We start from the raw sequence: 19,916 nt of genomic DNA on the forward strand, positions 1-19,916 counted from the left end.
TTTTAGTTATTTACCCAGATAAGCCATAGTAAAAGTCCGGCTTTTTATTTTAGGCTTTTCTTCAATAAGGTCATCCCGGGTTATATGGAATAGGTCAGCCAATTTCCAAGGGAGCCACCCATCTTTTCATAGAATTTTTGTGCACGGTAATTATCAGATGCAGTTATCCACGACATATGCGCATACCCGTTTTCTTTTGTAAATCTCTCGCAACTTTTAAACAATTCTTTGGCTGCTCCTGTACCTCTTGCTTTTTCTATCACGAATAAATCATTCATTACTGTTATTTTATCTGCTTTCGTCGTACTAAAACTAAAATATAATGTTGCAAAGCCAACAAGTTCCCCATCTTGTTCAGCAACGAATTGAATACCCCTGTTCTTCTCAAATAACATTTCAATTAAATGATGTATCTTTTCAATCGGTGGCTTAGGTCTTTTATAAAAATCCACGATATATAAATACATTAAATCGGTCAATTGTTTTACATCATAGGGTTCCGCGCTTCTGATTATCATATGTTTCCCTCCTCACTCTATTTTTAATTTTTGTTATACAAAACTTACACAGATATTCTAAATAATGCAATATTTTAAATTGGTTTTGAATCGGTTTGTTGTTTAAGAAAAAATAAGAAGGCGGAATCATTCTTATGAAGCGCTCAACTCAAACGAGCCGGTCGTTATTGACGCCGTTATCGGCGACGAGCCGCCGCTTCCGGGAAAAATCACTTACGGCCAAGCGAAGGGCTTCAGCAAATACATGCTGAAAAACTTCTTTGAAAACCAAAAAATCGAAATGCCGTCACTCAAGAAAAGCTTAAAACGGCTGTTTTAAGAAGCCGGTGGTTATAAAAAAATAAACAGGCAGCATGCCTGTTTATTTTTTTGTTGGGCGGCTTGCTTGCATATAGCCGTCCTAAACGAAAACGGTTGTGAAAAGCCACGGCTGGCGAGCGATGGCTGATCAAGAAACTTATGAAGGACCAGTGCAATTCATCTCAAGAACAGCCAGAGAGCGGTCACAACAGCGATCATAAGGTAATCTCCATCATTCAGTGTAGTTCCATTTTTGACAAACACAAGTGCCGTCCGGTTTGTCTTTGTCCCTTTCGGGGTTTTAAGCGCAATGTTCTTCCCTATATTGTAATAAACAATTTTAAATAAATAATATGCCAGCGAACAGAATAAAAAGAGCAACATGAACTTGCCAATAAACAATATCATGTTTCATTACTCCCTTTTGCAGTTTTTTCGTTTGAATATATGACGGAAAAGTCAGGATGTTATATAAAAGGAGAAGTATTTTACAGAGGCTGGTGTTATTCATTAATGAACGGTTCTCCGCAACATCCCCAGATCCGGAATCATTTCAAAACGAAAGAGAAGCCCGAGGATTATTAAAAAACAGTCCCTAAGTTGTCCGCTTTTTTTTGAAAATTTGATCTAAGATGAACATAAAGAGGGTGAATAAGAAGGACACCGTAATCATATCTATCAGAAATATATTAGGAGTATCTTTTATTAATAGCAGCCATACCACCTGCAAAACTAAAGAAATAGAAAAATAAGATATATATGTCATGATCCTCATATTTGTTACCCCCTTAGCCTAATTTCTCTTTTGTGATCTTATCCAAATTAGTAAAAAGGATATCCAATCCCGAAAATAAGAAAGTGATGAACAATGAAAGAAGCACTTCTCCACCTTGAAATATAGATATGTTCTCAATGATATGATTGGAAACGTATTGAATTGAGAAGTAAACAGCAGCCCATGCAAAAATGAATTCAAGGATATAGGCTGACCAAGCAGGCAATGTCAAAACATGAGTCATTCCTTTTACAATTGCCGTAAGGATAAGCATATAAACTAAAGCTAAGATACTGACGACGACAGAAAATATGTATAAGTCTGAAAGTGAACCATAGATGATATACTCTCCGAAAAAATGATTTACAGTTATAGCTACAAAATAAATAACTAGGCTAGGTACAGTTATAGCGAAGAACAGGGAGAATCCAATAAGTGCGATGAATGCTGCATGAGCTAAGCGGTTTGGCGGTGTATCCACGATCTCTTTTTTTAATAGAATCATAAAAATAAGAGATGAAATCACAAGGCAGCATAAGAAAGTGAGCAAAACAGTAAAAAAGACAGTCATGTGACATCTCCAATGAAAAAGTGCTATTAGAGTGAATCTAACAGCACTTTGCATTTACTTCATACGTATTTTCCTGACGATCATTTATGAATGATTTTAAAATGCTTTCATTGCTAAAGTTGTCAAATGAGCGAGGTTTTTAGCCTGGCTGTCAGAAAGTCCGGACTTTTTAAGTGAAAGATAAAGATTCTTTTCCACGTCAGTCCAGCTTAAGGCGACATACTCGTTCAGCATTTTCTTTAAAACCGGTTCTATGTGTTGATTGAAAACGGATTCAAGTTCATTTCTTATTTTCTTTCCTGCTAATTTTTCAACAAGATTGAATAATTTTGTTTTATTTTTCAGCACTTCTCTGATTACATCTTTGACTGGTTTTGACACAGATGCATCGCTTTGTGCTTTAAGTCCGTAGGAAAATTGCGTATCAGTCTGATAAAAAAATGATTTGGTCGTTCCAGTGGCATTGGCAGTATTATTATGATTTTCTTTAGCTAAGGATGCGGGGACAAAAGCAGTAGTTACAAGGGCTAAAGATGCGGCAAACAGAATGCCTTTAGCTGCGTGTCTAATGGGAAATCCTCCTTTAGAAATGTAGTGTAGAGAGAAATGAAAGACTATGTATTTAGGCGGGACCGATATGATCCGCTTTGAACATTTTCCCCTCTCAGATACCATTCTATCAATAGGTATTTTTGGGGTAAATAGGATTTTCATACAGTATTTTTCTTATAATTCAAAATCTTCTTTAGCAGGATTCATTTTGGCTGCAGTTTCGATGATGGGACATGGGCTGAAGCCTATATAACACATGTACAGGCTGATTGAGGCGGAATCACATTATCGGAGCGGTTTATAATTCAGGGTTAATGAATAAAAATAAACAGGCGGCATGCCTGTTTATTTTCGTTTGCGTGAAAGAGCGAAGAAAAACGGGAAGGCGGAGCCGGCCAATAACGTACCGAATAAAAACATGCCCCCGATGAACACATGATAGTTCACCCCGCCGATCCAAAGCCCCGTGATTAAGGAAACGATGCTTAATGCGATCATCAAAAAGCCGGGAATCAGACGTTTCTTACCCGTTGTCCGATAAGCAAAAAGAGAACAGAAGATGCCGATGACAATCGGCACAATCCACAGATAAAAAAGGATAAATACTGACATAAGCAAAACTCCGATTTTTCTTCTATCATACCAAAAACGCCCGGAAAAAGATACGAACGGCACCCGGCGCCAAAAGAAAAACCGGCCGCTATGGCCGGTTTTTTTCTAACGGAAGGAATCGTAGATCACAAACAGATTAAGCGCGATCACCAAAACCGCAATCAGCCAGGCGAGAGCCGTCACCCATTTTCGGTTCGTCAGGGCGCCCATCAGGCGTTTGTTGCTTGTAAACATAATCAGCGGCACGAGCGCAAAGGCGATGCCGAATGAAAGAACGACCTGGCTCCATACGAGCGCTTCTGTGGCGTTGACCCCCGAGATAATGATGATCATCGGCGGAATGATGGTAATGAAACGCCGCAAATAAAGCGGGATACGGTAACGGATGAAGCCCTGCATGATAATATCGCCTGACAATGTGCCGACAGAAGAGCTTGAAAGCCCTGCGGCCAGCAGCCCGATCCCGAAGAGAATGGCTGAAGCCGGTCCGATATAGTGGCCGAATTGCTGATAAGCCACGTCTAAATCTTCTACATACAGCCCGTTCTTGAAGAAAAGCGCAGCAGCGACGATGAGCATGCTTGCGTTAATCGCCCCGGCGATCACCATCGCGATAAGAATGTCAATCGTCTCGAATCTAAAAATCTTTTTCCGCTCACTATCCGTTTTTCCGACGACACGGCGCTGTGTCAGTGCGGAATGTAAGTAAATGGCATGCGGCATCACGGTTGCGCCGAGTATCCCGGTTGCCAGGAGCACACTGTCCATTCCGTCAATTTTCGGGATAAACAGCCCTTCGAGAACGGAGGCGGCGTCAGGTTTGGCAAAGAAGGTTTGCAGAGCGAAGGCGATCACCACGACAAACAGAAGTCCGGCGATGCCCGCTTCCAGCGCCCGGTAACCCCTGCGCTGCAGCTCTAAAATCGCGAATGATCCGATCGCCGCGATAATGGCCGCTTCAACCATCGGTATGCCGAACAGCAGGTTGAGCCCGAGCGCCGCCCCGATAAATTCTGCCAGATCAGTTGCCATAATTACCAGTTCACCCTGTATCCACAGCCCGGCGGATACCCATTTCGGGTACCGGTCTCTGGCGATTTCCGGAAGGTTTTTACCCGTGGCAATGCCGAGCTTCGCGGAAAGAACTTGAATTAAAAAAGCCATCAAGTTTGAAAAGAGGATGACCCACAGCAGCATATACCCATATTTCGAACCAGCTGAGATATTCGTAGCGAAGTTTCCCGGATCAATGTAGGCAATCGCCGCGATAAAGGCGGGGCCTAAAAAAGGAAGAAGCCGCTTGAATCCCTTGCTTTTGCCGTCAAGTGCATCCTGCACGGCTTTTGATTGCAGTGATTGTGCTGAGATGTCTTTGCTCATTATGTCTCACCTAAATTCCGATAGATTTTTAGCTAAATAACAAAAAGTTTCCTAGATGCAAATTATTTTATCTACATCATAAATCCGCTATTATGAGATGTCAAGTTCTTTATGTTCAATAAACCGGCACATTGATGCCCTGTTTTATCTATGATATGTATCCCGCCGAAGAAAGGTCCGAAAATGAAAACGGCATCGTTCCGGGAAAAGAAGCGATGCCGTTCGCAAAGCGTGTTTTCGCGTCCGATCATGCGCGGATGCGTGGAGCGTTCTTTTAAAAAGGTGAAAAGAGGACACTTGCCCATATAACTTCACAACTTTCTGTCCGCCCAACTGATTTGAGAAAAAGACGCTGTATTTCCTCCGTTTTCCCGGGTAAATAGAATAATAATGTTTCTTTCCATTGGAAGATAAAACCTTTCTGTACCATTCAAATGACCTCCGGAAAAACTCCGGCCGCTCTGAATAAACGTTTGAATCAACGATATATCAGTGATTCCAGTCCAATAAACCGCTGTTATCTATCAAAAAAAGAATCGGCATGGTCTTTTGCGAAGAAAAGAAGTTGGAGCATTAGACTTATTTCAGTCTCCCGGGCAAAAAAGTATAATAACGTCAGGAAAGCTTTCCAGCCATATGATAAAAGAGGGGGAATTTTCTTGGTACGTCGTTTGTCGATCATTTCTTTAGCCATGATTTTTGCTGTTTCTTTATTCGCTTTTGGCGGCTCTGCATCAGCAGCAGCTTTCAAACCTAAAGCTGAACCGGACGTTTCCATTTTAGCCAGCGGGGGTACAGTCGGTATTTACGGTGCTAATATGCGCTCATGCTCTAAGGTCAGCTGTTCAACGATCACAACATTCTCAAGCGGTAAAAAAATTACAGGTTCTTGGGTAACCGGAGAATATGTTCAAGGCCACTACACCAATTCTAATAAATGGCTGAAAGTCACGTATGCAGGAGCGACAGGCTACGTTTCAGTCACCACACTATCTTATTATTACGGTTTATAATCAGAAAAACCTCGTTCTCTTGAGAGCGGGGTTTTTCCTTTATTCCGATTCAATTTCCGCGTTTCGTTTCATCATCGTGTTTCATCAGCTGATCGATTTCTTCCTTAGAAGCGTTTTTTTTCCACTCTTTCGCCTGACTTGTCGCAATGGGAATGGCCCGTCCTTCTTCATAACCCTCATCTATCATCGCATTAGCGATTTCGATTGCTTTTTTCTTCACAGGTTCCTCGAGATTCTTCAATGATTGCGGATAATCCTTCATAGACCAAGGCATGTCTATCACTCCTTTATGAAAAGTGTTTCCCGCCTGAAGAAAAAGAAAACCGCCTCATCAAAAAGAATGACAGCTATTTTTATGAGAGACCAGCAATTTCCGAATAAAATATAAAGGATAAAGAAGCAAGTACAGATTGAATGCCCACCACATAAAATCAAAATCACCGATAAATACCCAAAGGGCAATCGCTTGCAGGCCTGAACAAAAGGTCAGCACAAGTGATATTAATGCGAAAGAGCGCCATAACGCATGTTTCCGTTTATAAAGAAACAAGCTGTACAGGCCAGTTATCGAAATGAAAATATCTAAGGGAAAGAATGACCAGTTCCAGGCCATTATCATGGCGTTATCATAATCTTTAAACACCATGTTTTTTGGAATCCACTCAAAAAAAGTAACAATCCAATAAACGATAAATCCAATATCTGTAATGAGGAAGAGAACCTTTAACCCTTTCATCATCTGTTTCTGTCCGTATGAACGCTGATGCCGTTTGATGACGTTTCACTTTCAGAAATAAAGTTTAAGGAAACGACACCGATGATAATCAGAAGAACAGAGACAGCTTTTATGACAGAGAACTGTTCATGAAAGAAAAAAATTCCGATCATGGAAATCAGCACGATCCCCATTCCCGACCAGACCGCATACGCGATGGAGACACTTATATATTTCAAAGTCAAAGTAAGAAAACAAAGGCTGCCGATATAAAACAATAATAATAAAATACTTGGGACAAGTTTTGTAAATCCATTTGATAATTTCATGCTGACCGTCCCCAATACTTCAAAAATGATCGCTAAACTTAAATAAATCCATTGCATTCAACATTCTCCTTCAATCGTATTATTCAGAATTATACAATATATAGAATTTGAAGGAAATTAAACAATGAAATGTTTTCCGGATAAAAAATCCGGCCGGGTGTAAAAAGAAAACGCCATAAAGGTATACTATGAACAAAGAAATCAGAAAGGACGTGCAGGACGGGTGACAGAAGAGCGGACAGACCTGGAAAGACAACTGAGAGACATTCAAAAATGGGAAAAGGCGCAGCAGAGGGTGATGTTCTGGCAAACATTCACCCGCTTGCCGTTTCAGCTTTTGGACAAGCTGACACCGCAATTTATTCAGAGGAAAATCGGACTCATTCTCGATGAAACGGGAACGTTTATTCAGTCAGGCGGACAGTACCTTACATCAGAAAAGCGCATCATGAAAAAGTTTCAAAAACGGCTGCCGCACGGTACATGTCAAACGCTTCACGACATCCGCAATGCGCCGCTTGCCGTCATGGACGAAATCGCAGAAGGCATAGCGCGTACAAGCGTAAAGGCCGCGACGGTGCAGGGAGCCGCAACGGGAGTCGGCGGTGTATTCACGCTGGCGGCAGACATTCCGGCGATGCTCGGCCTGTCCTTAAAGACGCTGCAAGATATCGCGGTTGCTTACGGCTTTGATCCGAAAGACAAAAAAGAACGCGTGTTTATCGTCAAATTGCTTCAGCTTGCATCCAGTGACGTCATCGGAAAAAAAGCGATCCTGCAAGATTTACGGCAATATGATCAAAACGACCGCGTCTATCAGCGCGTCGCCTCGCAAATCCAAGGCTGGCGGGAAGTCGTTTACAGCTACCGCGATACGTTCGCCGCGAAAAAACTGCTGCAAATGGTTCCGGCCGCAGGCATCATCTTCGGCGCGTCCGCCAACCGTTCAGCTTTAGAAAGCATCGCGGAAACAGGCATCATGCTTTATAAAAAACGCCGGATTCTAAAACGCATGAAGGATACAGAATAATAAAAAACCACCCGAAAACACATTCAATGTGTTTTCTTTGTTTAGCAGTTCTGAAATCGGGAAACCAACAACCAACACCAATTAAAGGAGGAATTCAAAAATGGCACAAGATAATAACAAAATGAGCAGAGAAGAAGCAGGTAAAAAAGGCGGAGAAGCGACAAGCAATAACCATGACAAAGAATTCTATCAGGAAATTGGTCAAAAAGGCGGAGAAGCCACTAGCAAAAATCACGACAAAGAATTCTATCAGGAAATCGGTGAAAAAGGCGGAGAAGCCACTAGCAAAAATCACGACAAAGAATTCTATCAGGAAATCGGTGAAAAAGGCGGAGAAGCCACTAGCAATAACCATGACAAGGAATTCTATCAAGAAATCGGCCAAAAAGGCGGAGAAGCCACTAGCAAAAATCATGACAAAGATTTTTATAAAGAAATCGGCCAAAAAGGCGGAAACAGACGAAGCAGCTAATAAAAGCATAAAGGCAGAGAACCTGCAGATCAAAAGCGATCCGGCGCATCAGCTGGATCGCTTTTTATTTTGGGGAAATCTTGATCTGAGCCGCCGTTGCGATACAATTAAATGAAAAAGGGGTTTTTCACTCGTGTCTGACATGCTGAATTTGCTCGCTATCGCCAATAAAGTCAAAGAAAAACACGACAATTTTTCAATCGCGGAGATCAATGACCACTGTGTGCGCCTCGCAGTGTTTACGGGAGAATATGACTGGCACCATCACCCTGACTCAGATGAATGGTTCATCGTTCTGGAAGGGGAGCTGCTGATCGATTTTAAGGACAAAGAAACCGCAGTGCTCAAAGCAAATGACAGCCTGCTCATCCCGAAAGGCACGATTCACCGCACCCGCTCTTACGTCAGAACCGTGAATCTCTGTGTTGAGCATGCGCATGCGAAAACAGTTATCACAGAGGAACGGTCATGCTGATCAAAAAGATTGTATGTGAAACAGACGCCGCAAACGCTGAAGCATTTGCGCAAGCACAGTCACAGTGGGGAGCATTATCATGTGTAAATGGCTTCGTCAAACAGGCCGGCGGCTGGCGGAAAAACGCAGACGGCCTGTTCATCGCAGAGATCATCAGCGTTTGGGAGAACAGACAAGCCTATGATGATTTTATGGAGAACGAACATGACCGCATATACGAAGAAATCGAGCAGAAGGCTGCGATTCTTTCAATAGAAGTGATGCTGTACGAAGAGGATGAACCTGTCATTCATGAGCGGTTACATCATCCGGACATCCGATACGAACCGGACTGGACGGTTCTGAAGGCATAATGAAAGCCCAAAACAGTTTGTTTTGGGCTTGTGTCTTTACTCGCGTCCGGGAAGCGTGTTATGGACATACGGCGGGACGGGATCCAGCTTAGCTATTTCGCCGTGCGCTTTCGGTTCCTTTTCGTATTCGAATGGTTCTCCGTCCGGCGCTGTTTCCTTCAGCCAATTTTGTTCAGCGCTTTCTGCTCCATCTGAGAAATGAATAAGCTTATGGGAGAATGACTGTTTTTCCAGCGCCTTCGGGAATGTGGAAGGAACGATCGGACCTTCCTGTTCTTCTAATTCTTTAATGGCCGCAAGCCATTGGTTTTGATGCATGGTATCGCGGGCCAATAAAAAGCTGAGCATATCTTTCACGCCTTTATCATCGGTCATTTCATACAGGCGTGCGACTTGAAGCCTTCCTTGTGATTCGGCGTTCAGATTGGCGCGGAAGTCTGCCAGAAGGTTTCCGCTTGCGACGATATAGCCTGCGCTCCACGGAACGCCCGTGCTGCTCTCCGGCATTGCGCCGAGTCCTGAGACAATTGCATGATGCGGATTCATCCCGCCTAAAATGGACCCGATGACCGGATCATCAGCCGCTTTTTCCTGCTCTGCCAGCGGGGCGTCTTCTAACAGTCTCGCAATCATCGTCGCGATCATTTCGACATGGCCGATTTCTTCCGTCGCGGTATCCATCAGAAGATCCTTATATTTTTCATTGCCCCGTGTATTCCATCCTTGGAACAAATATTGCATGGCGACGGATATTTCCCCGTATTGTCCCCCTAAAATTTCCTGCATCTTTTTTGCGAACAGCGGATCAGGACGATCCGGTTTAGCCGGATGCTGCAGTTTTTTCGTATGTGTAAACATGTCTCCATCTCCTTTTTTGATCTGTCCCTATTTACTTCCCCGGCGGGAAAAGGGATGAAACGGAGATGGGCGTATTGGTCCTGCTAAGGCTCGCGGCGCAAGGATAACAAATCCTGCACAAGCCCGCGGCCGATCACCTGTTCATATTGTCCGTAAATCGGGTCGAGGCGTTTCATCCATGTGTTCTTTTCCGCTTTGCTCAGCACATGAATATGAATGGATGAATTCTTCTTTATCTCTTCAAGCTGGTCTTTATTCATTTTCTCAGCGGAGGCTTCGTTCCATTCCGTCGTTTCTCTCATCGCCTCCGTTAAGATGGTTCTCGTTTTTTCTGTCTGCGAATTCCAGAAATGCTCGTCGGTCATCACGGCATAACCGAGGTACCCGTGATTGCTGATTGTCAAATAATCTTGAACATTATAAAATTTTTTAGAATAGATATTTGAAATCGTATTTTCTTCTCCGTCTACGAGATTGCTTTCCAAGAGCTGAAACGTGGAATTAAAGGAATCCTGCCGCGGGTGCGCGCCGAGCAGGCGGTATTGGTCTTCGATCACGCTGCTCGGCATGATCCTGAGCGCCTGTCCTTTCAAATCGTCCGGAGTGAAGATCGGCCCTTTATTTGACGTGAGCTGTTTAAACCCATTCGTCCAGTACGCCAGTCCTTTCAAATGATGCTTTTCTAATGAAGCGAACAGGCGTGTGCCGATTTTGCCGTTGAGGCCTTCTTGCACGGCTTTATAGTTTGTAAACGCGTACGGCAGATCCAAAACACCCCATTCGGGAGACAGTGATCCGAGCTTTGAGGTGGAGGGAGCGATGAATTGCACGTCCCCGTTTTGAAGGGCGTTTATTTCTTCATTATCTGAATAGAGGCTCCCGTTTGGAAACACCTCTACTTTAATGGTGCCGCCGGACTTTTGATAGACAAGGTCGGCAAACTTATTCGCCGCCCGCCCTTTTGGCGTGTTCTCAGCAACGACATGGCTGAATTTGAAAACGATTTGATCTTTCAGGCCTTCCTGTTCGTCATCATAATACGGTTCTTCTGTTGAGAAACGATCATGAAAGCCGATGAATAAAGCGGTTCCGATACCGAGTACCATCAGGCTGAGACAAGTCAGCAAGCTTTTCATCGAAAACCCCCTCCGCCATTTTCTATAACAAGCATAATCGGGCGGGCCGTTTTCGTAAAGAGACGGAAAGGAAGAGGCCAATGACGAAAAAAAAGCTCACCATCCGCTGGAAAATCACCATACTTTCGTATATCGTCGTGCTTTTTACCTTTTTGATCGTCGGCATCGTGCTGATCGGCAATATTCAGCATACAGAGGAGCGCGAGCTGAAAAAACGGCTGATGAATACCGCGCGGACGGTATCTGAGATGACCGATGTCAAACGCGCCCTCGAGCAGAAAAAACAAAGGGAAGACGTGCGCCATGCGGTCGAAGAAATAAGGATCATCAATGAAGCGGACTACATCGTCGTTATGGATATGGATCATATTCGCTATTCACATCCCGTCAGCACAATGATCGGAAAGCGTTCAAGGGGTGAGGACGAAGCCGCGGCGTTCGCCGAGCACATTTATTTTTCCGAAGCAAAGGGAGAGATCGGCACCGCCGTCCGCGCTTTTTATCCCATCAAAGACCGGGATTTGAATCAGATCGGCGTCGTTCTGGCCGGTAAAACGCTGCCCGGATTCGGTGAAATTCTTCTTCAGCTGAAACATGAAATACTGTTTATCGTTCTGCTGGCGCTAGGGTTCGGACTGGCCGGCTCCTTTTTGCTGGCACGCCACATCAAAAAACAAATGTTTTGGCTGGAGCCCCATGAGATCGTGAGAATGTATGAGGAACGGACCGCTACGTTTCATTCAATGAATGAGGGCGTCATCGCGATCGATAATCAGCATCACATCACTATTTTTAATGAAAAAGCGAAGCAGATATTCAATGTCAGACAAGAGACCGATGGCAGGCTGATCTGGGACGTGTTAAAAGATTCGCGGCTCCCTGAGATCGTCGAGCGGAACCGAGCCGTATATAATGAAGAAATCCAAGTCAGCGGAAAGGTAATCATGAGCAGCAGAATTCCGATCGTCATGAAAAAGAAGGTCATCGGAGCCGTCGCCATTTTTCAGGACAGGACGGAAGCGGCGAAAATGGCGGAAGAACTGACAGGTGTGAAAAATTTTGTCGATGCGCTCAGAGTTCAAAATCATGAACATATGAACAAGCTTCACACCATCGCGGGACTCATTCAGCTCGGAAAATCAGAAAAAGCGCTCCAGCTTGCTTTTAAGGAATCATCAGAACAAGAAAGCGTCACCGATTTTCTTCATCAGGCCATTCAGAATGACGCTGCGGCGGGGCTGCTGTTAAGCAAAATCAAAAGAGGAAAAGAGCTTGGCATTTCTGTGAAAATTGATGAAAACAGCAGTTTCTCGGCATTTCCGGAGCATGTCGACCAGCATGACATCGTCGTCCTGCTCGGCAATTTAATTGAAAATGCGTTCGGCGCATTCGAAACAGCGGACACGGAGGACAAACATATTGACATCAGTATCGAGCAAAATGATGAAGTGCTTGCTATATTAATAGAAGACAACGGAAGCGGGATTTCCGATCAGCACATCCCGCGCCTTTATGACAAAGGGTTTACCGTCAATAAAACGGGAGGAACGGGATACGGCTTGTACCTCGTCAAACAAATCGTCGACAAAGGGATGGGCGTTATTGAAGTCGACACACGGCAGGGACAGGGAACGGCATTTTCTATTTTATTTCCGATGAAGGGGGAGGAATCATTCGATGGACATCAAGGTGCTGCTTATTGAAGATGATCCGATGGTGCAGGAGGTGAATAAAGAATTTATCACCGGTGTTTCGGGGTTCAGCGTCATCGCCACAGCCGCTGACGGAGACGAGGGAATCAGGCTTATTAAAGATCTGCGGCCCGGGCTCGTGGTATTAGACGTATATATGCCGAAAAAAGACGGAATTAAAACGCTCCAGGAAATCAGAAAACAAAAGCTCGAAGTGGACGTCATCATCGTCTCGGCCGCAAAAGACAAAGAAACAATCCAGCTTATGCTGCAAAACGGTGCGGCCGACTATATTTTGAAGCCGTTTAAGCTGGAGCGGATGAGACAGGCGCTCGAAAACTATAAACAATATAAACGGAAAATTGAAGAGCATGACACCATGTCGCAAGAGCAGCTTGACATGCTGCTTAAAATTCCGCAAAATCCGTCCCGGGATCTGCCGAAGGGGTTAAATCATTTTACGATGAATGAAATTTTGACCTATATGAAACAGCAGACGGAGCCGCTTTCAGCCGAAGAAGCCGCCAAAGCGCTCGGAATCGCCAGGGTGACGGCGCGGCGTTATCTTGATTTTCTTGAGAAAGACGGCCAGATTAAGCTCGATATTCAATACGGGGGAGTGGGCCGGCCGGTTAACCGCTACAAATTCGTCCGCTAGCCGAGACCAAAAAGACCAAAATGTCCGTTATGATCATAAGCTTCCCCCCCTCTGTTTGAAAACGCTATCATTTTCATATAGACGCAGCGAGAGGCAAGGGGGAGTAGGGATGAAAATTTTCAAAAATCTTACGGTGCAGGTCATCACGGCGGTTATCATCGGCGTCATTGTCGGACTCGTATGGCCTGAGGCCGGGAAGCAGATGAAGCCGCTCGGCGATACATTTATCAATGCGGTAAAAATGATTATCGCACCGATCATATTCCTGACGATCGTGCTTGGCATCGCCAAGATGGGAGACATGAAAAAAGTCGGCAAAGTCGGGGGAAAAGCATTTATTTATTTTGAAGTCGTGACCACCATCGCCCTTATTATAGGACTTCTGGTCGTCAATATCATGAAACCCGGTGAGGGGCTTGATTACAGCAAGCTTGAAAAAGGGGATGTCTCTCAGTATACGCAAAACGGGGGACAGGGGATTGACTGGATTGAATTTATCACTCACATCGTTCCGTCAAATATGGTTGACGCTTTCGCAAAAGGCGACATTCTTCAGGTCTTATTCTTTTCTGTTTTATTCGGTGTCGGCCTGGCGGCGCTCGGTGAAAGAGGCAAAAGCATTATTGATTTCTTTGATAAACTGTCGCATGTTTTTTTCAAAATCATCGGCTACATCATGCGCGCGGCGCCGATCGGCGCATTCGGGGCCATGGCCTATACGATCGGGCACTTCGGCCTTGATTCCATCAAGCCGCTGGCGAGTCTGATGCTGTCTGTATACGTTACGATGTTCCTGTTTGTATTTGTCGCTTTGAATATCATTTGCAAACTATTCGGTTTCAGCTTGTGGAACTATCTCCGTTTTATTAAAGATGAACTGCTCATCGTTCTCGGCACAAGCTCTTCTGAGTCCGTCCTTCCGCGGATGATGGATAAAATGGAGCGCTACGGCTGTTCCAAATCGGTTGTCGGCCTTGTCATTCCGACGGGATATTCTTTTAACCTGGACGGCACCTCGATTTATCTGTCCATGGCGACGGTTTTTCTGGCGCAGGTGTTCGGCGTTGACCTTACCATCGGCCAGCAGGTTACGATCATTCTCGTGCTGATGCTGACATCAAAAGGCGCGGCGGGCGTAACCGGAAGCGGATTTATCGTGCTCGCCTCCACTTTATCGGCGCTTCAGGTTATTCCGCTGGAGGGGCTGGCGCTGCTCCTCGGCGTCGACCGCTTTATGAGTGAAGGAAGGGCGATCGTCAACCTGATCGGAAACGGAATCGCCACCATCATCGTAGCCAAGAGCGAAAATGAGTTTGACGAAGCGAAAAGCACACAGGCCGTAAAAGAAATGAAAACGGCGGTATAAAAGGAAAGGAACGGCATGCATCGGGCATGCCGTTCTTTTTTTCGGCTGCCATGAGTAAAAAAGATAAATTTGTTTAAATTTATTAGGAGGTGGACAAAGACCTTAGCGTCATTTTGTTATATAATTTACAATTAGAGAGTGAAAGATGAAATCTAAGGGCTTTTTGTCCTAGCAGGAGTGTATAAATGGCGGCTATTTTTAAATTTTTTCAGCATCCGGGTGTCAGACGTTTTTCGGTTTTTCTTGTTTTGACTGGGGTGTTAGTTGTATTCCGAAGTATGATTAATTTGATTTTGCTTACGTTTATTTTTACTTTTCTGATGGATCGGCTGGAGACTGTCATCCGGCACGTGTTGAACCATTTTTTCCGGATCAGCCAGAGGGTGGTCATCACCATTTTATATATTGCGCTGGCTGTCGGGGCGACTGTCGGAGGCTTTGTCTTTTATCCGATTGTTGCCAAGCAGATTGAACAGCTGATTAAGCAGATCAAGCACATCGCGTATCATCCCGATGTCATTCCGTTTTATGATGAGATATCGAGCGTGTTCGGCGATATCAATATCGGTTCCTATGTAAAAGAAGGTTTTAATGTACTGTATACATACTTGGCCGATATCAGCACTTTCGGTTTGCAGGTCGTGATGTCACTGATTCTCAGCATGTTTTTCCTGTTCGAGAAAAAGCGGCTCACGGAGTTTATGAAAAAATTTCAGCACAGCAAGCTGTCTGTTTTTTACTACGAACTTGCTTTTTTCGGCAGCAAATTTGCGAGAACATTCGGCAAAGTGCTTGAAGCCCAATTTATTATCGCGCTGGTGAACTGTATCCTCACCTTGATCGCATTGGCGATTCTGCATTTTCCGCAGCTGTTCGGCCTGTCAATCATGGTCTTTTTCCTCGGGCTCATTCCCGTGGCGGGTGTGGTGATTTCGCTCATTCCGCTCAGCATCATCGCGTATACGACGGGCGGCGCTGCGTATGTCATCTACATCGTGCTGGTCATTTTCGTCATCCATGCGATTGAGACGTACTTCCTTAATCCGAAACTGATGTCAGCGAAAACGGAACTGCCGATCTTTTTTACCTTTACGGTTCTGATTTTCTCGGAACATTTCTTCGGCATTTGGGGCTTGATTATCGGAATTCCGATATTTGTGTTCCTGCTTGATATTCTGGATGTCGTCAATAATGAAGAGAAGGAAAAAAAAGGACCGGTCCCGGATAAGACATAACGTCGGCTCCGGCTCTTCACGAATATATGACTAATGTTATAATGCAGACAGTGCCTATGTACGGGCACTGTTTATTTTTTGTGAAAAAGGAGGAAGGCTGTATGACTGAGCCGATTTTACATATTGAGGGCCTTGACAAAACAATAGGCAAAAAGCACATTTTAAAAAACATCAGCATGGATGTCAGGCAGGGCGAGATCATCGGTTTGCTCGGTCCGAACGGGTCGGGAAAAACCACACTTATCCGAATCATCGTCGGTCTTTTAAAGAAAAACAGCGGAACGATTACAATTAACGGCTTTCAGCACGATGCTGATTTCGAAAAAGCGCTTGAATCCGTCGGAGCGATCGTGGAAAATCCTGAATTCTACCCGTACCTGACGGGGTGGGAAAATCTGAAGCACTTTGCCAACATGCACAAAAACATCAAAGAGGACAGGCTTCAGGAAGTCATCGAGCGGGTCGGGCTCACAAATGCCGTTCATGACAAAGTTAAAACGTATTCCCTTGGTATGCGTCAGCGTCTCGGGATTGCACAGGCCATTCTTCACCGTCCGAATCTGCTCATTTTAGATGAACCGACAAACGGGCTTGATCCCGGCGGAATGAAGGATTTCCGCGATCACTTAAAGGAACTCGCGGAGCTTGAAGGGACGAGCATCCTTTTTGCGACGCATTTATTGCGTGAAGTGGAGGACCTTTGCGACCGTGTCATCATCATTCAAAAAGGTGAGATCAAAACAGAGGTTGTTCTGCGCGGCGCTGAGGAAAAAGAAGAAAAAGCCGTCCTCGACATTCAGCCGGCTGACGAAGCATTCGAATGGCTGTCCCAACAGCAATTTGCTCCGGAGAAAAACGGCGGGGGCATTACCGTCACCGTAGCGAAGAAGGACATCCCGGCATTAAACCGTGCGCTCGTCGGACAAGACTTTCTCGTGTATTCCATCATGCCGTATGCGGAATCGCTGGAGGATGAATTCATGAAAGTGACGACGGCGCTTCAAGAGGAGGGAGAGACGAATGTTTAAATTGACAGCGAATGAGCATATGAAACTCTTTAACCGAAAAGTCTCATTAGTGGCGCTGATTCTGATGGCCGTTCTCCAATTTATTATGGCGCTTGTCATTAAACGGCTTGTCATCAGTTCCGGAACGGATGAGAATTTCATCGGCTATATGGCGTACGCGCCCGGGCTGAATATTCTGCTTGAGGCGTTAACAATCGTGATCGCGGCAACGATCATTTCCGCTGAATTTGATAAGAAAACGATCAAATTTTTGTTAATCCGCCCGGTAAAGCGGGAGCGGATTTTTGTATCTAAACTCATTACCGTATTTTTGGTCAGCTTGTACCTGTATGCGGCGTACTATATTCTGTCTCTGCTGTTCGGCATGGCTTTCTTCGGCGTGTCGGTGACATCTGAATCAGGGACGCTTCTGATGAACACCCTGAAAGTAATCGGCACGAACTGGGTCGAGGCGTTTGCGATGGCATGCTTTGGCTTGTTGTGTTCTTCTGTATTCCGAAACAGCGCAACGGCCGTCATTTTGTCATTTATCGTGCTGTACGGCGCAAAATCACTCGTGACGATTATGTCGCTCTTCCAAAACAAATGGGGAAGTTTTCTGCTGTTCGCAAATACTGACCTGACGCAATATATGAGCGGGGCGAAACCGCTGTTTACGGGAATGACGCCGTTATTTTCCGCAGGCATTATCATTATCCATATCGTATTCTTCTTAGCCGTCGCTTGGTGGAGCTTTTGCAAACGCGATGTTCGGGTATAAAGTAAAGGAATGACATTTTTGTGAAAAAGATCACGATAAATCAATAATTTATGCTATTTTGATTTATAATAAAGGTAATGACGGAGGTGCTCACTTGAGAAATTTTATTACCGCATTACCGATTGTGTTATTGCTTGGTTTTTCCTTTGTGTCATTCATGTTCCAATTCGAACATCTTGTTTATTTCAGGCTTGCGCTGGGTTTGTTTTCTACAGTGGGGCTGTTTCTCTTATATAAAATGAAGTCGGGATTCCGTTATTTCATCATCTACCTGTATGCAAGCTGGATCGTGCTTGCGGCGGTTACCGCGTTTGAAGAGCCGATTTTTTCAAGCTTTTTCTTTGGCGGGCTTGTGATGACGATGGGTTATCTCACATATATGCTGATTTATCTCGGGCTCAAGCAGGACCGCGGCCCGGAAGCAGTCTGAACACGCTATTCCACGGAATAGCGTGTTTTTTTGTACAGCCTCACAGTTGCGAAACGAGACTTGAATCTCTATAATACTTATTAACTTTATCGGAATTATAATGGGGGGATTCCAGTGTCTTTATGGATACAGAATGAACGGCAGAGGGAATGGGTGGAAAAAATCGGCCTGCTTGCAGACGAATTTCAAAAAACAGCCGCGCTTGATGATGAGGCGGGCCGTTTTCCCGCGGAGAAAATTCAAAGACTGCGCGACGCGGGATATACGGCGTTAACGGTACCTGAGGCATTCGGCGGTGCAGGCATTTCCGTTTATGATATGGTGCTGTTTCAGGAACGGCTGGCGCGGGGAGACGCGGCCGTTGCTCTCGGAATCGGCTGGCATTTATCCGTCATGGGTGAGCTCGGAGAAGGAAACAGCTGGGATGAAGGTGTCTTTTCATTTATCACAGAAGAGGTGAAAAAGGGAGCTGTCCTGAACAGGGCAGCGACGGAACGGCAGACCGGCAGTCCGACGAGGGGAGGAAGACCCGGCACCTCCGCTGTCAAAAAAGACGGAAAATGGGTGCTGAACGGCCGAAAAACCTTTACAACCCTTTCACTGACTTTGGATTATATGCTTGTGACGGCATGGATTGAAGAAAAACAAACGACCGGTGTTTTTCTCATTCATAAAGATCAGGCAGGCGTTTCAGTCGAAGAAACATGGGATATGATTGCCATGAAGGCGACCGGAAGCCATGATCTCCTTTTAGATCATGTCACGGTCAGTGATGAGCGGCTTGTGGAGCTTATCAGCGGGCCGAGAGCGGCGAAAGTGAATGGCTGGCTGCTTCACATTCCCGCTGCTTATCTGGGTATCGCTCAAGCGGCAAGGGACTATGCCGTCCGGTTTGCATCCGAATATTCGCCGAACAGCCTGAACGGACCGATTAAAGACGTGCCGGCCGTTGGGCAGCGTGTCGGGGAAATGGAGCTTGAATTGTTAAAAGCGAGACAGTTTCTCTTCACGGCGGCGCAAATGTATGATGACCCGAAACGCCGCCCTTTCATCAAAAGCGAGCTCGGCGCCGCAAAACATATTGTGACAAATGCCGTCCTTTCTGTTGTTGATAAAGCAATGAGAATCACCGGCGCAAAAAGCCTGGAGCGAAATAATCCGCTTCAGCGGTATTATCGGGATGCCCGGGCCGGCCTTCACAATCCGCCGATGGACGATGCGGTCATCGGCAAATTAGCGGCGGAAGCCTTTGAGCAATAAAAAAAAAGAGCCTGAAAAAGGCTCTTTTTATGTATGGCTGTTGTGCCGGAGCAGTTTTTGATGCTTGCGGTCAATTCTGTCATAGATCACATTCATCAGCTTTTGATTATTTATAATGGCCGCCTTGTTTTCTTTTATCAGCTGTTCGTATGTTTTTATTTTACGTTTCGCCATGAGCCCGCACCTTCCTAACATATTTGTATTCGCTTTCTAATTCTCCGAGCGATAATTCATATAAATGCCGTTCCGACTTTTTGTATATTCCGTTATTGATCAGCAAATGGATCAGATGTTTTTTTCGTCCTTCAACTGATGATCTGAGCTGAGGAGAAGACCTCATGATTACCCTCCTAATCAAATGATATTGAGAATCATTATCAGTTAATGAAAGTATACAAT

General features: G+C 45.0%; 25 protein-coding genes and 2 pseudogenes. 14 read left to right on the plus strand and 13 right to left on the minus strand.

All coding sequences use genetic code 11. The features are described from left to right. Window positions 1-80 precede the first annotated feature (80 nt). The gene (locus RUW00_RS18470) at window positions 81-518 is read right to left on the minus strand and encodes a GNAT family N-acetyltransferase (RefSeq protein WP_280144856.1); all 438 of its coding nucleotides are present in this window, start codon (window positions 516-518) and stop codon (window positions 81-83) included. A 133-nt stretch (window positions 519-651) separates the two neighbouring features. Between RUW00_RS18470 and RUW00_RS18475 the strand changes: the two are divergent. After that, window positions 652-837: pseudogene (locus RUW00_RS18475) on the plus strand (pyruvate oxidase); the annotation flags it as partial. 158 nt (window positions 838-995) lie between these two features. On the opposite strand, the gene RUW00_RS18480 reads toward RUW00_RS18475, so the two are convergent. The 5 genes from RUW00_RS18480 to RUW00_RS18505 form a co-directional block, all read right to left on the minus strand. Beyond that, window positions 996-1,226 carry a hypothetical protein gene (locus tag RUW00_RS18480; protein WP_071181542.1) on the minus strand — a complete coding sequence of 77 codons (231 nt, stop codon included), beginning with the start codon at window positions 1,224-1,226 and terminating at the stop codon, window positions 996-998. Between the two features lie 380 nt (window positions 1,227-1,606). After that, a complete protein-coding gene (locus RUW00_RS18490) occupies window positions 1,607-2,164 on the minus strand; it encodes a hypothetical protein (RefSeq protein ID WP_280144857.1) in 558 nt (185 codons plus the stop codon). A 96-nt stretch (window positions 2,165-2,260) separates the two neighbouring features. Further along, the gene (locus RUW00_RS18495) at window positions 2,261-2,878 is read right to left on the minus strand and encodes a hypothetical protein (RefSeq protein ID WP_280144858.1); all 618 of its coding nucleotides are present in this window, start codon (window positions 2,876-2,878) and stop codon (window positions 2,261-2,263) included. Window positions 2,879-3,061: 183 nt separating this feature from the next. After that, a complete protein-coding gene (locus RUW00_RS18500) occupies window positions 3,062-3,328 on the minus strand; it encodes a hypothetical protein (RefSeq protein WP_014416946.1) in 267 nt (88 codons plus the stop codon). A 105-nt stretch (window positions 3,329-3,433) separates the two neighbouring features. Further along, window positions 3,434-4,711 (minus strand): Nramp family divalent metal transporter, encoded by a 1,278-nt coding sequence (locus RUW00_RS18505; RefSeq protein ID WP_088056325.1) that lies wholly within the window; start codon window positions 4,709-4,711, stop codon window positions 3,434-3,436. A 656-nt stretch (window positions 4,712-5,367) separates the two neighbouring features. Between RUW00_RS18505 and RUW00_RS18510 the strand changes: the two genes are divergently transcribed. Then, the gene (locus RUW00_RS18510; RefSeq protein ID WP_007410203.1) at window positions 5,368-5,721 is read left to right on the plus strand and encodes a hypothetical protein; all 354 of its coding nucleotides are present in this window, start codon (window positions 5,368-5,370) and stop codon (window positions 5,719-5,721) included. A 58-nt stretch (window positions 5,722-5,779) separates the two neighbouring features. On the opposite strand, the pseudogene RUW00_RS18515 reads toward RUW00_RS18510, so the two are convergent. The 3 genes and pseudogenes from RUW00_RS18515 to RUW00_RS18525 all read right to left on the minus strand — a co-directional run. Continuing rightward, window positions 5,780-5,995 (minus strand): annotated as a pseudogene (locus tag RUW00_RS18515) (DUF2188 domain-containing protein); the annotation flags it as partial. Between the two features lie 57 nt (window positions 5,996-6,052). Continuing rightward, window positions 6,053-6,460, minus strand: coding sequence for a DUF5360 family protein (locus RUW00_RS18520; protein ID WP_280144859.1), 408 nt, complete (start codon window positions 6,458-6,460; stop codon window positions 6,053-6,055). Further along, window positions 6,457-6,822, minus strand: coding sequence for a DMT family transporter (locus RUW00_RS18525; RefSeq protein WP_017419236.1), 366 nt, complete (start codon window positions 6,820-6,822; stop codon window positions 6,457-6,459). Before RUW00_RS18525 ends, RUW00_RS18520 begins: the two co-directional genes overlap by 4 nt. Window positions 6,823-6,988: 166 nt before the next feature. On the opposite strand from RUW00_RS18525, the gene RUW00_RS18530 reads away from it, so the two are divergent. The 4 genes from RUW00_RS18530 (at window position 6,989) to RUW00_RS18545 (ending at window position 9,095) form a co-directional block, all read left to right on the plus strand. Further along, complete coding sequence (locus tag RUW00_RS18530) at window positions 6,989-7,795, plus strand: EcsC family protein (RefSeq protein ID WP_095061584.1); 807 nt, start codon at window positions 6,989-6,991, stop codon at window positions 7,793-7,795. Between the two features lie 100 nt (window positions 7,796-7,895). Then, window positions 7,896-8,267, plus strand: a complete 372-nt coding sequence (gsiB, locus tag RUW00_RS18535; protein ID WP_012116853.1) for a glucose starvation-inducible protein GsiB — start codon at window positions 7,896-7,898, stop codon at window positions 8,265-8,267. A gap of 133 nt (window positions 8,268-8,400) precedes the next feature. Beyond that, complete coding sequence (locus RUW00_RS18540; protein ID WP_017419234.1) at window positions 8,401-8,742, plus strand: cupin domain-containing protein; 342 nt, start codon at window positions 8,401-8,403, stop codon at window positions 8,740-8,742. After that, window positions 8,736-9,095 carry a DUF4937 domain-containing protein gene (locus tag RUW00_RS18545; protein ID WP_280144860.1) on the plus strand — a complete coding sequence of 120 codons (360 nt, stop codon included), beginning with the start codon at window positions 8,736-8,738 and terminating at the stop codon, window positions 9,093-9,095. Before RUW00_RS18540 ends, RUW00_RS18545 begins: the two co-directional genes overlap by 7 nt. Window positions 9,096-9,131: 36 nt before the next feature. On the opposite strand, the gene RUW00_RS18550 is transcribed toward RUW00_RS18545, so the two are convergent. Both RUW00_RS18550 and RUW00_RS18555 read right to left on the minus strand, forming a co-directional pair. Next, window positions 9,132-9,953 (minus strand): manganese catalase, encoded by an 822-nt coding sequence (locus RUW00_RS18550; protein ID WP_014416954.1) that lies wholly within the window; start codon window positions 9,951-9,953, stop codon window positions 9,132-9,134. Window positions 9,954-10,036: 83 nt separating this feature from the next. Next, on the minus strand, window positions 10,037-11,089 hold the full coding sequence (locus tag RUW00_RS18555; protein WP_012116857.1) for a TRAP transporter substrate-binding protein: 1,053 nt from the start codon (window positions 11,087-11,089) through the stop codon (window positions 10,037-10,039). A gap of 80 nt (window positions 11,090-11,169) precedes the next feature. Between RUW00_RS18555 and RUW00_RS18560 the strand changes: the two genes are divergently transcribed. From RUW00_RS18560 to RUW00_RS18595, 8 genes are all read left to right on the plus strand, one after another. After that, window positions 11,170-12,792 carry a two-component system sensor histidine kinase DctS gene (locus tag RUW00_RS18560; RefSeq protein ID WP_014416956.1) on the plus strand — a complete coding sequence of 541 codons (1,623 nt, stop codon included), beginning with the start codon at window positions 11,170-11,172 and terminating at the stop codon, window positions 12,790-12,792. After that, window positions 12,767-13,438, plus strand: coding sequence for a two-component system response regulator DctR (locus RUW00_RS18565; protein ID WP_003156219.1), 672 nt, complete (start codon window positions 12,767-12,769; stop codon window positions 13,436-13,438). Before RUW00_RS18560 ends, RUW00_RS18565 begins: the two co-directional genes overlap by 26 nt. A gap of 109 nt (window positions 13,439-13,547) precedes the next feature. Further along, window positions 13,548-14,804: a C4-dicarboxylate transporter DctP gene (dctP, locus tag RUW00_RS18570; RefSeq protein WP_012116859.1), complete on the plus strand. Its 1,257-nt coding sequence runs from the start codon at window positions 13,548-13,550 to the stop codon at window positions 14,802-14,804. Between the two features lie 185 nt (window positions 14,805-14,989). After that, on the plus strand, window positions 14,990-16,039 hold the full coding sequence (locus RUW00_RS18575) for an AI-2E family transporter (protein ID WP_014416957.1): 1,050 nt from the start codon (window positions 14,990-14,992) through the stop codon (window positions 16,037-16,039). A gap of 101 nt (window positions 16,040-16,140) precedes the next feature. After that, window positions 16,141-17,067: an ABC transporter ATP-binding protein gene (locus RUW00_RS18580; RefSeq protein WP_012116860.1), complete on the plus strand. Its 927-nt coding sequence runs from the start codon at window positions 16,141-16,143 to the stop codon at window positions 17,065-17,067. Then, entirely contained in the window at window positions 17,060-17,827 is a 768-nt protein-coding gene (locus tag RUW00_RS18585) for an ABC transporter permease (protein ID WP_280144862.1), read from the plus strand. The genes RUW00_RS18580 and RUW00_RS18585 overlap by 8 nt, the downstream gene beginning before the upstream one ends. Before the next feature lie 94 nt (window positions 17,828-17,921). Beyond that, window positions 17,922-18,257 carry a hypothetical protein gene (locus RUW00_RS18590; RefSeq protein WP_007410218.1) on the plus strand — a complete coding sequence of 112 codons (336 nt, stop codon included), beginning with the start codon at window positions 17,922-17,924 and terminating at the stop codon, window positions 18,255-18,257. 114 nt (window positions 18,258-18,371) lie between these two features. Beyond that, a complete protein-coding gene (locus tag RUW00_RS18595; protein ID WP_014416959.1) occupies window positions 18,372-19,517 on the plus strand; it encodes an acyl-CoA dehydrogenase family protein in 1,146 nt (381 codons plus the stop codon). A 27-nt stretch (window positions 19,518-19,544) separates the two neighbouring features. On the opposite strand, the gene fbpB is transcribed toward RUW00_RS18595, so the two are convergent. Further along, a complete protein-coding gene (fbpB, locus tag RUW00_RS18600; protein WP_014720752.1) occupies window positions 19,545-19,691 on the minus strand; it encodes a Fur-regulated basic protein FbpB in 147 nt (48 codons plus the stop codon). After that, window positions 19,678-19,857, minus strand: coding sequence for a Fur-regulated basic protein FbpA (locus RUW00_RS18605; RefSeq protein WP_003156203.1), 180 nt, complete (start codon window positions 19,855-19,857; stop codon window positions 19,678-19,680). The genes fbpB and RUW00_RS18605 overlap by 14 nt, the downstream gene beginning before the upstream one ends. Window positions 19,858-19,916: the final 59 nt, after the last annotated feature.

Origin of the sequence: Bacillus sp. IS1 (assembly GCF_032461585.1) — a bacterium.
Lineage (GTDB): Bacteria > Bacillota > Bacilli > Bacillales > Bacillaceae > Bacillus > Bacillus velezensis.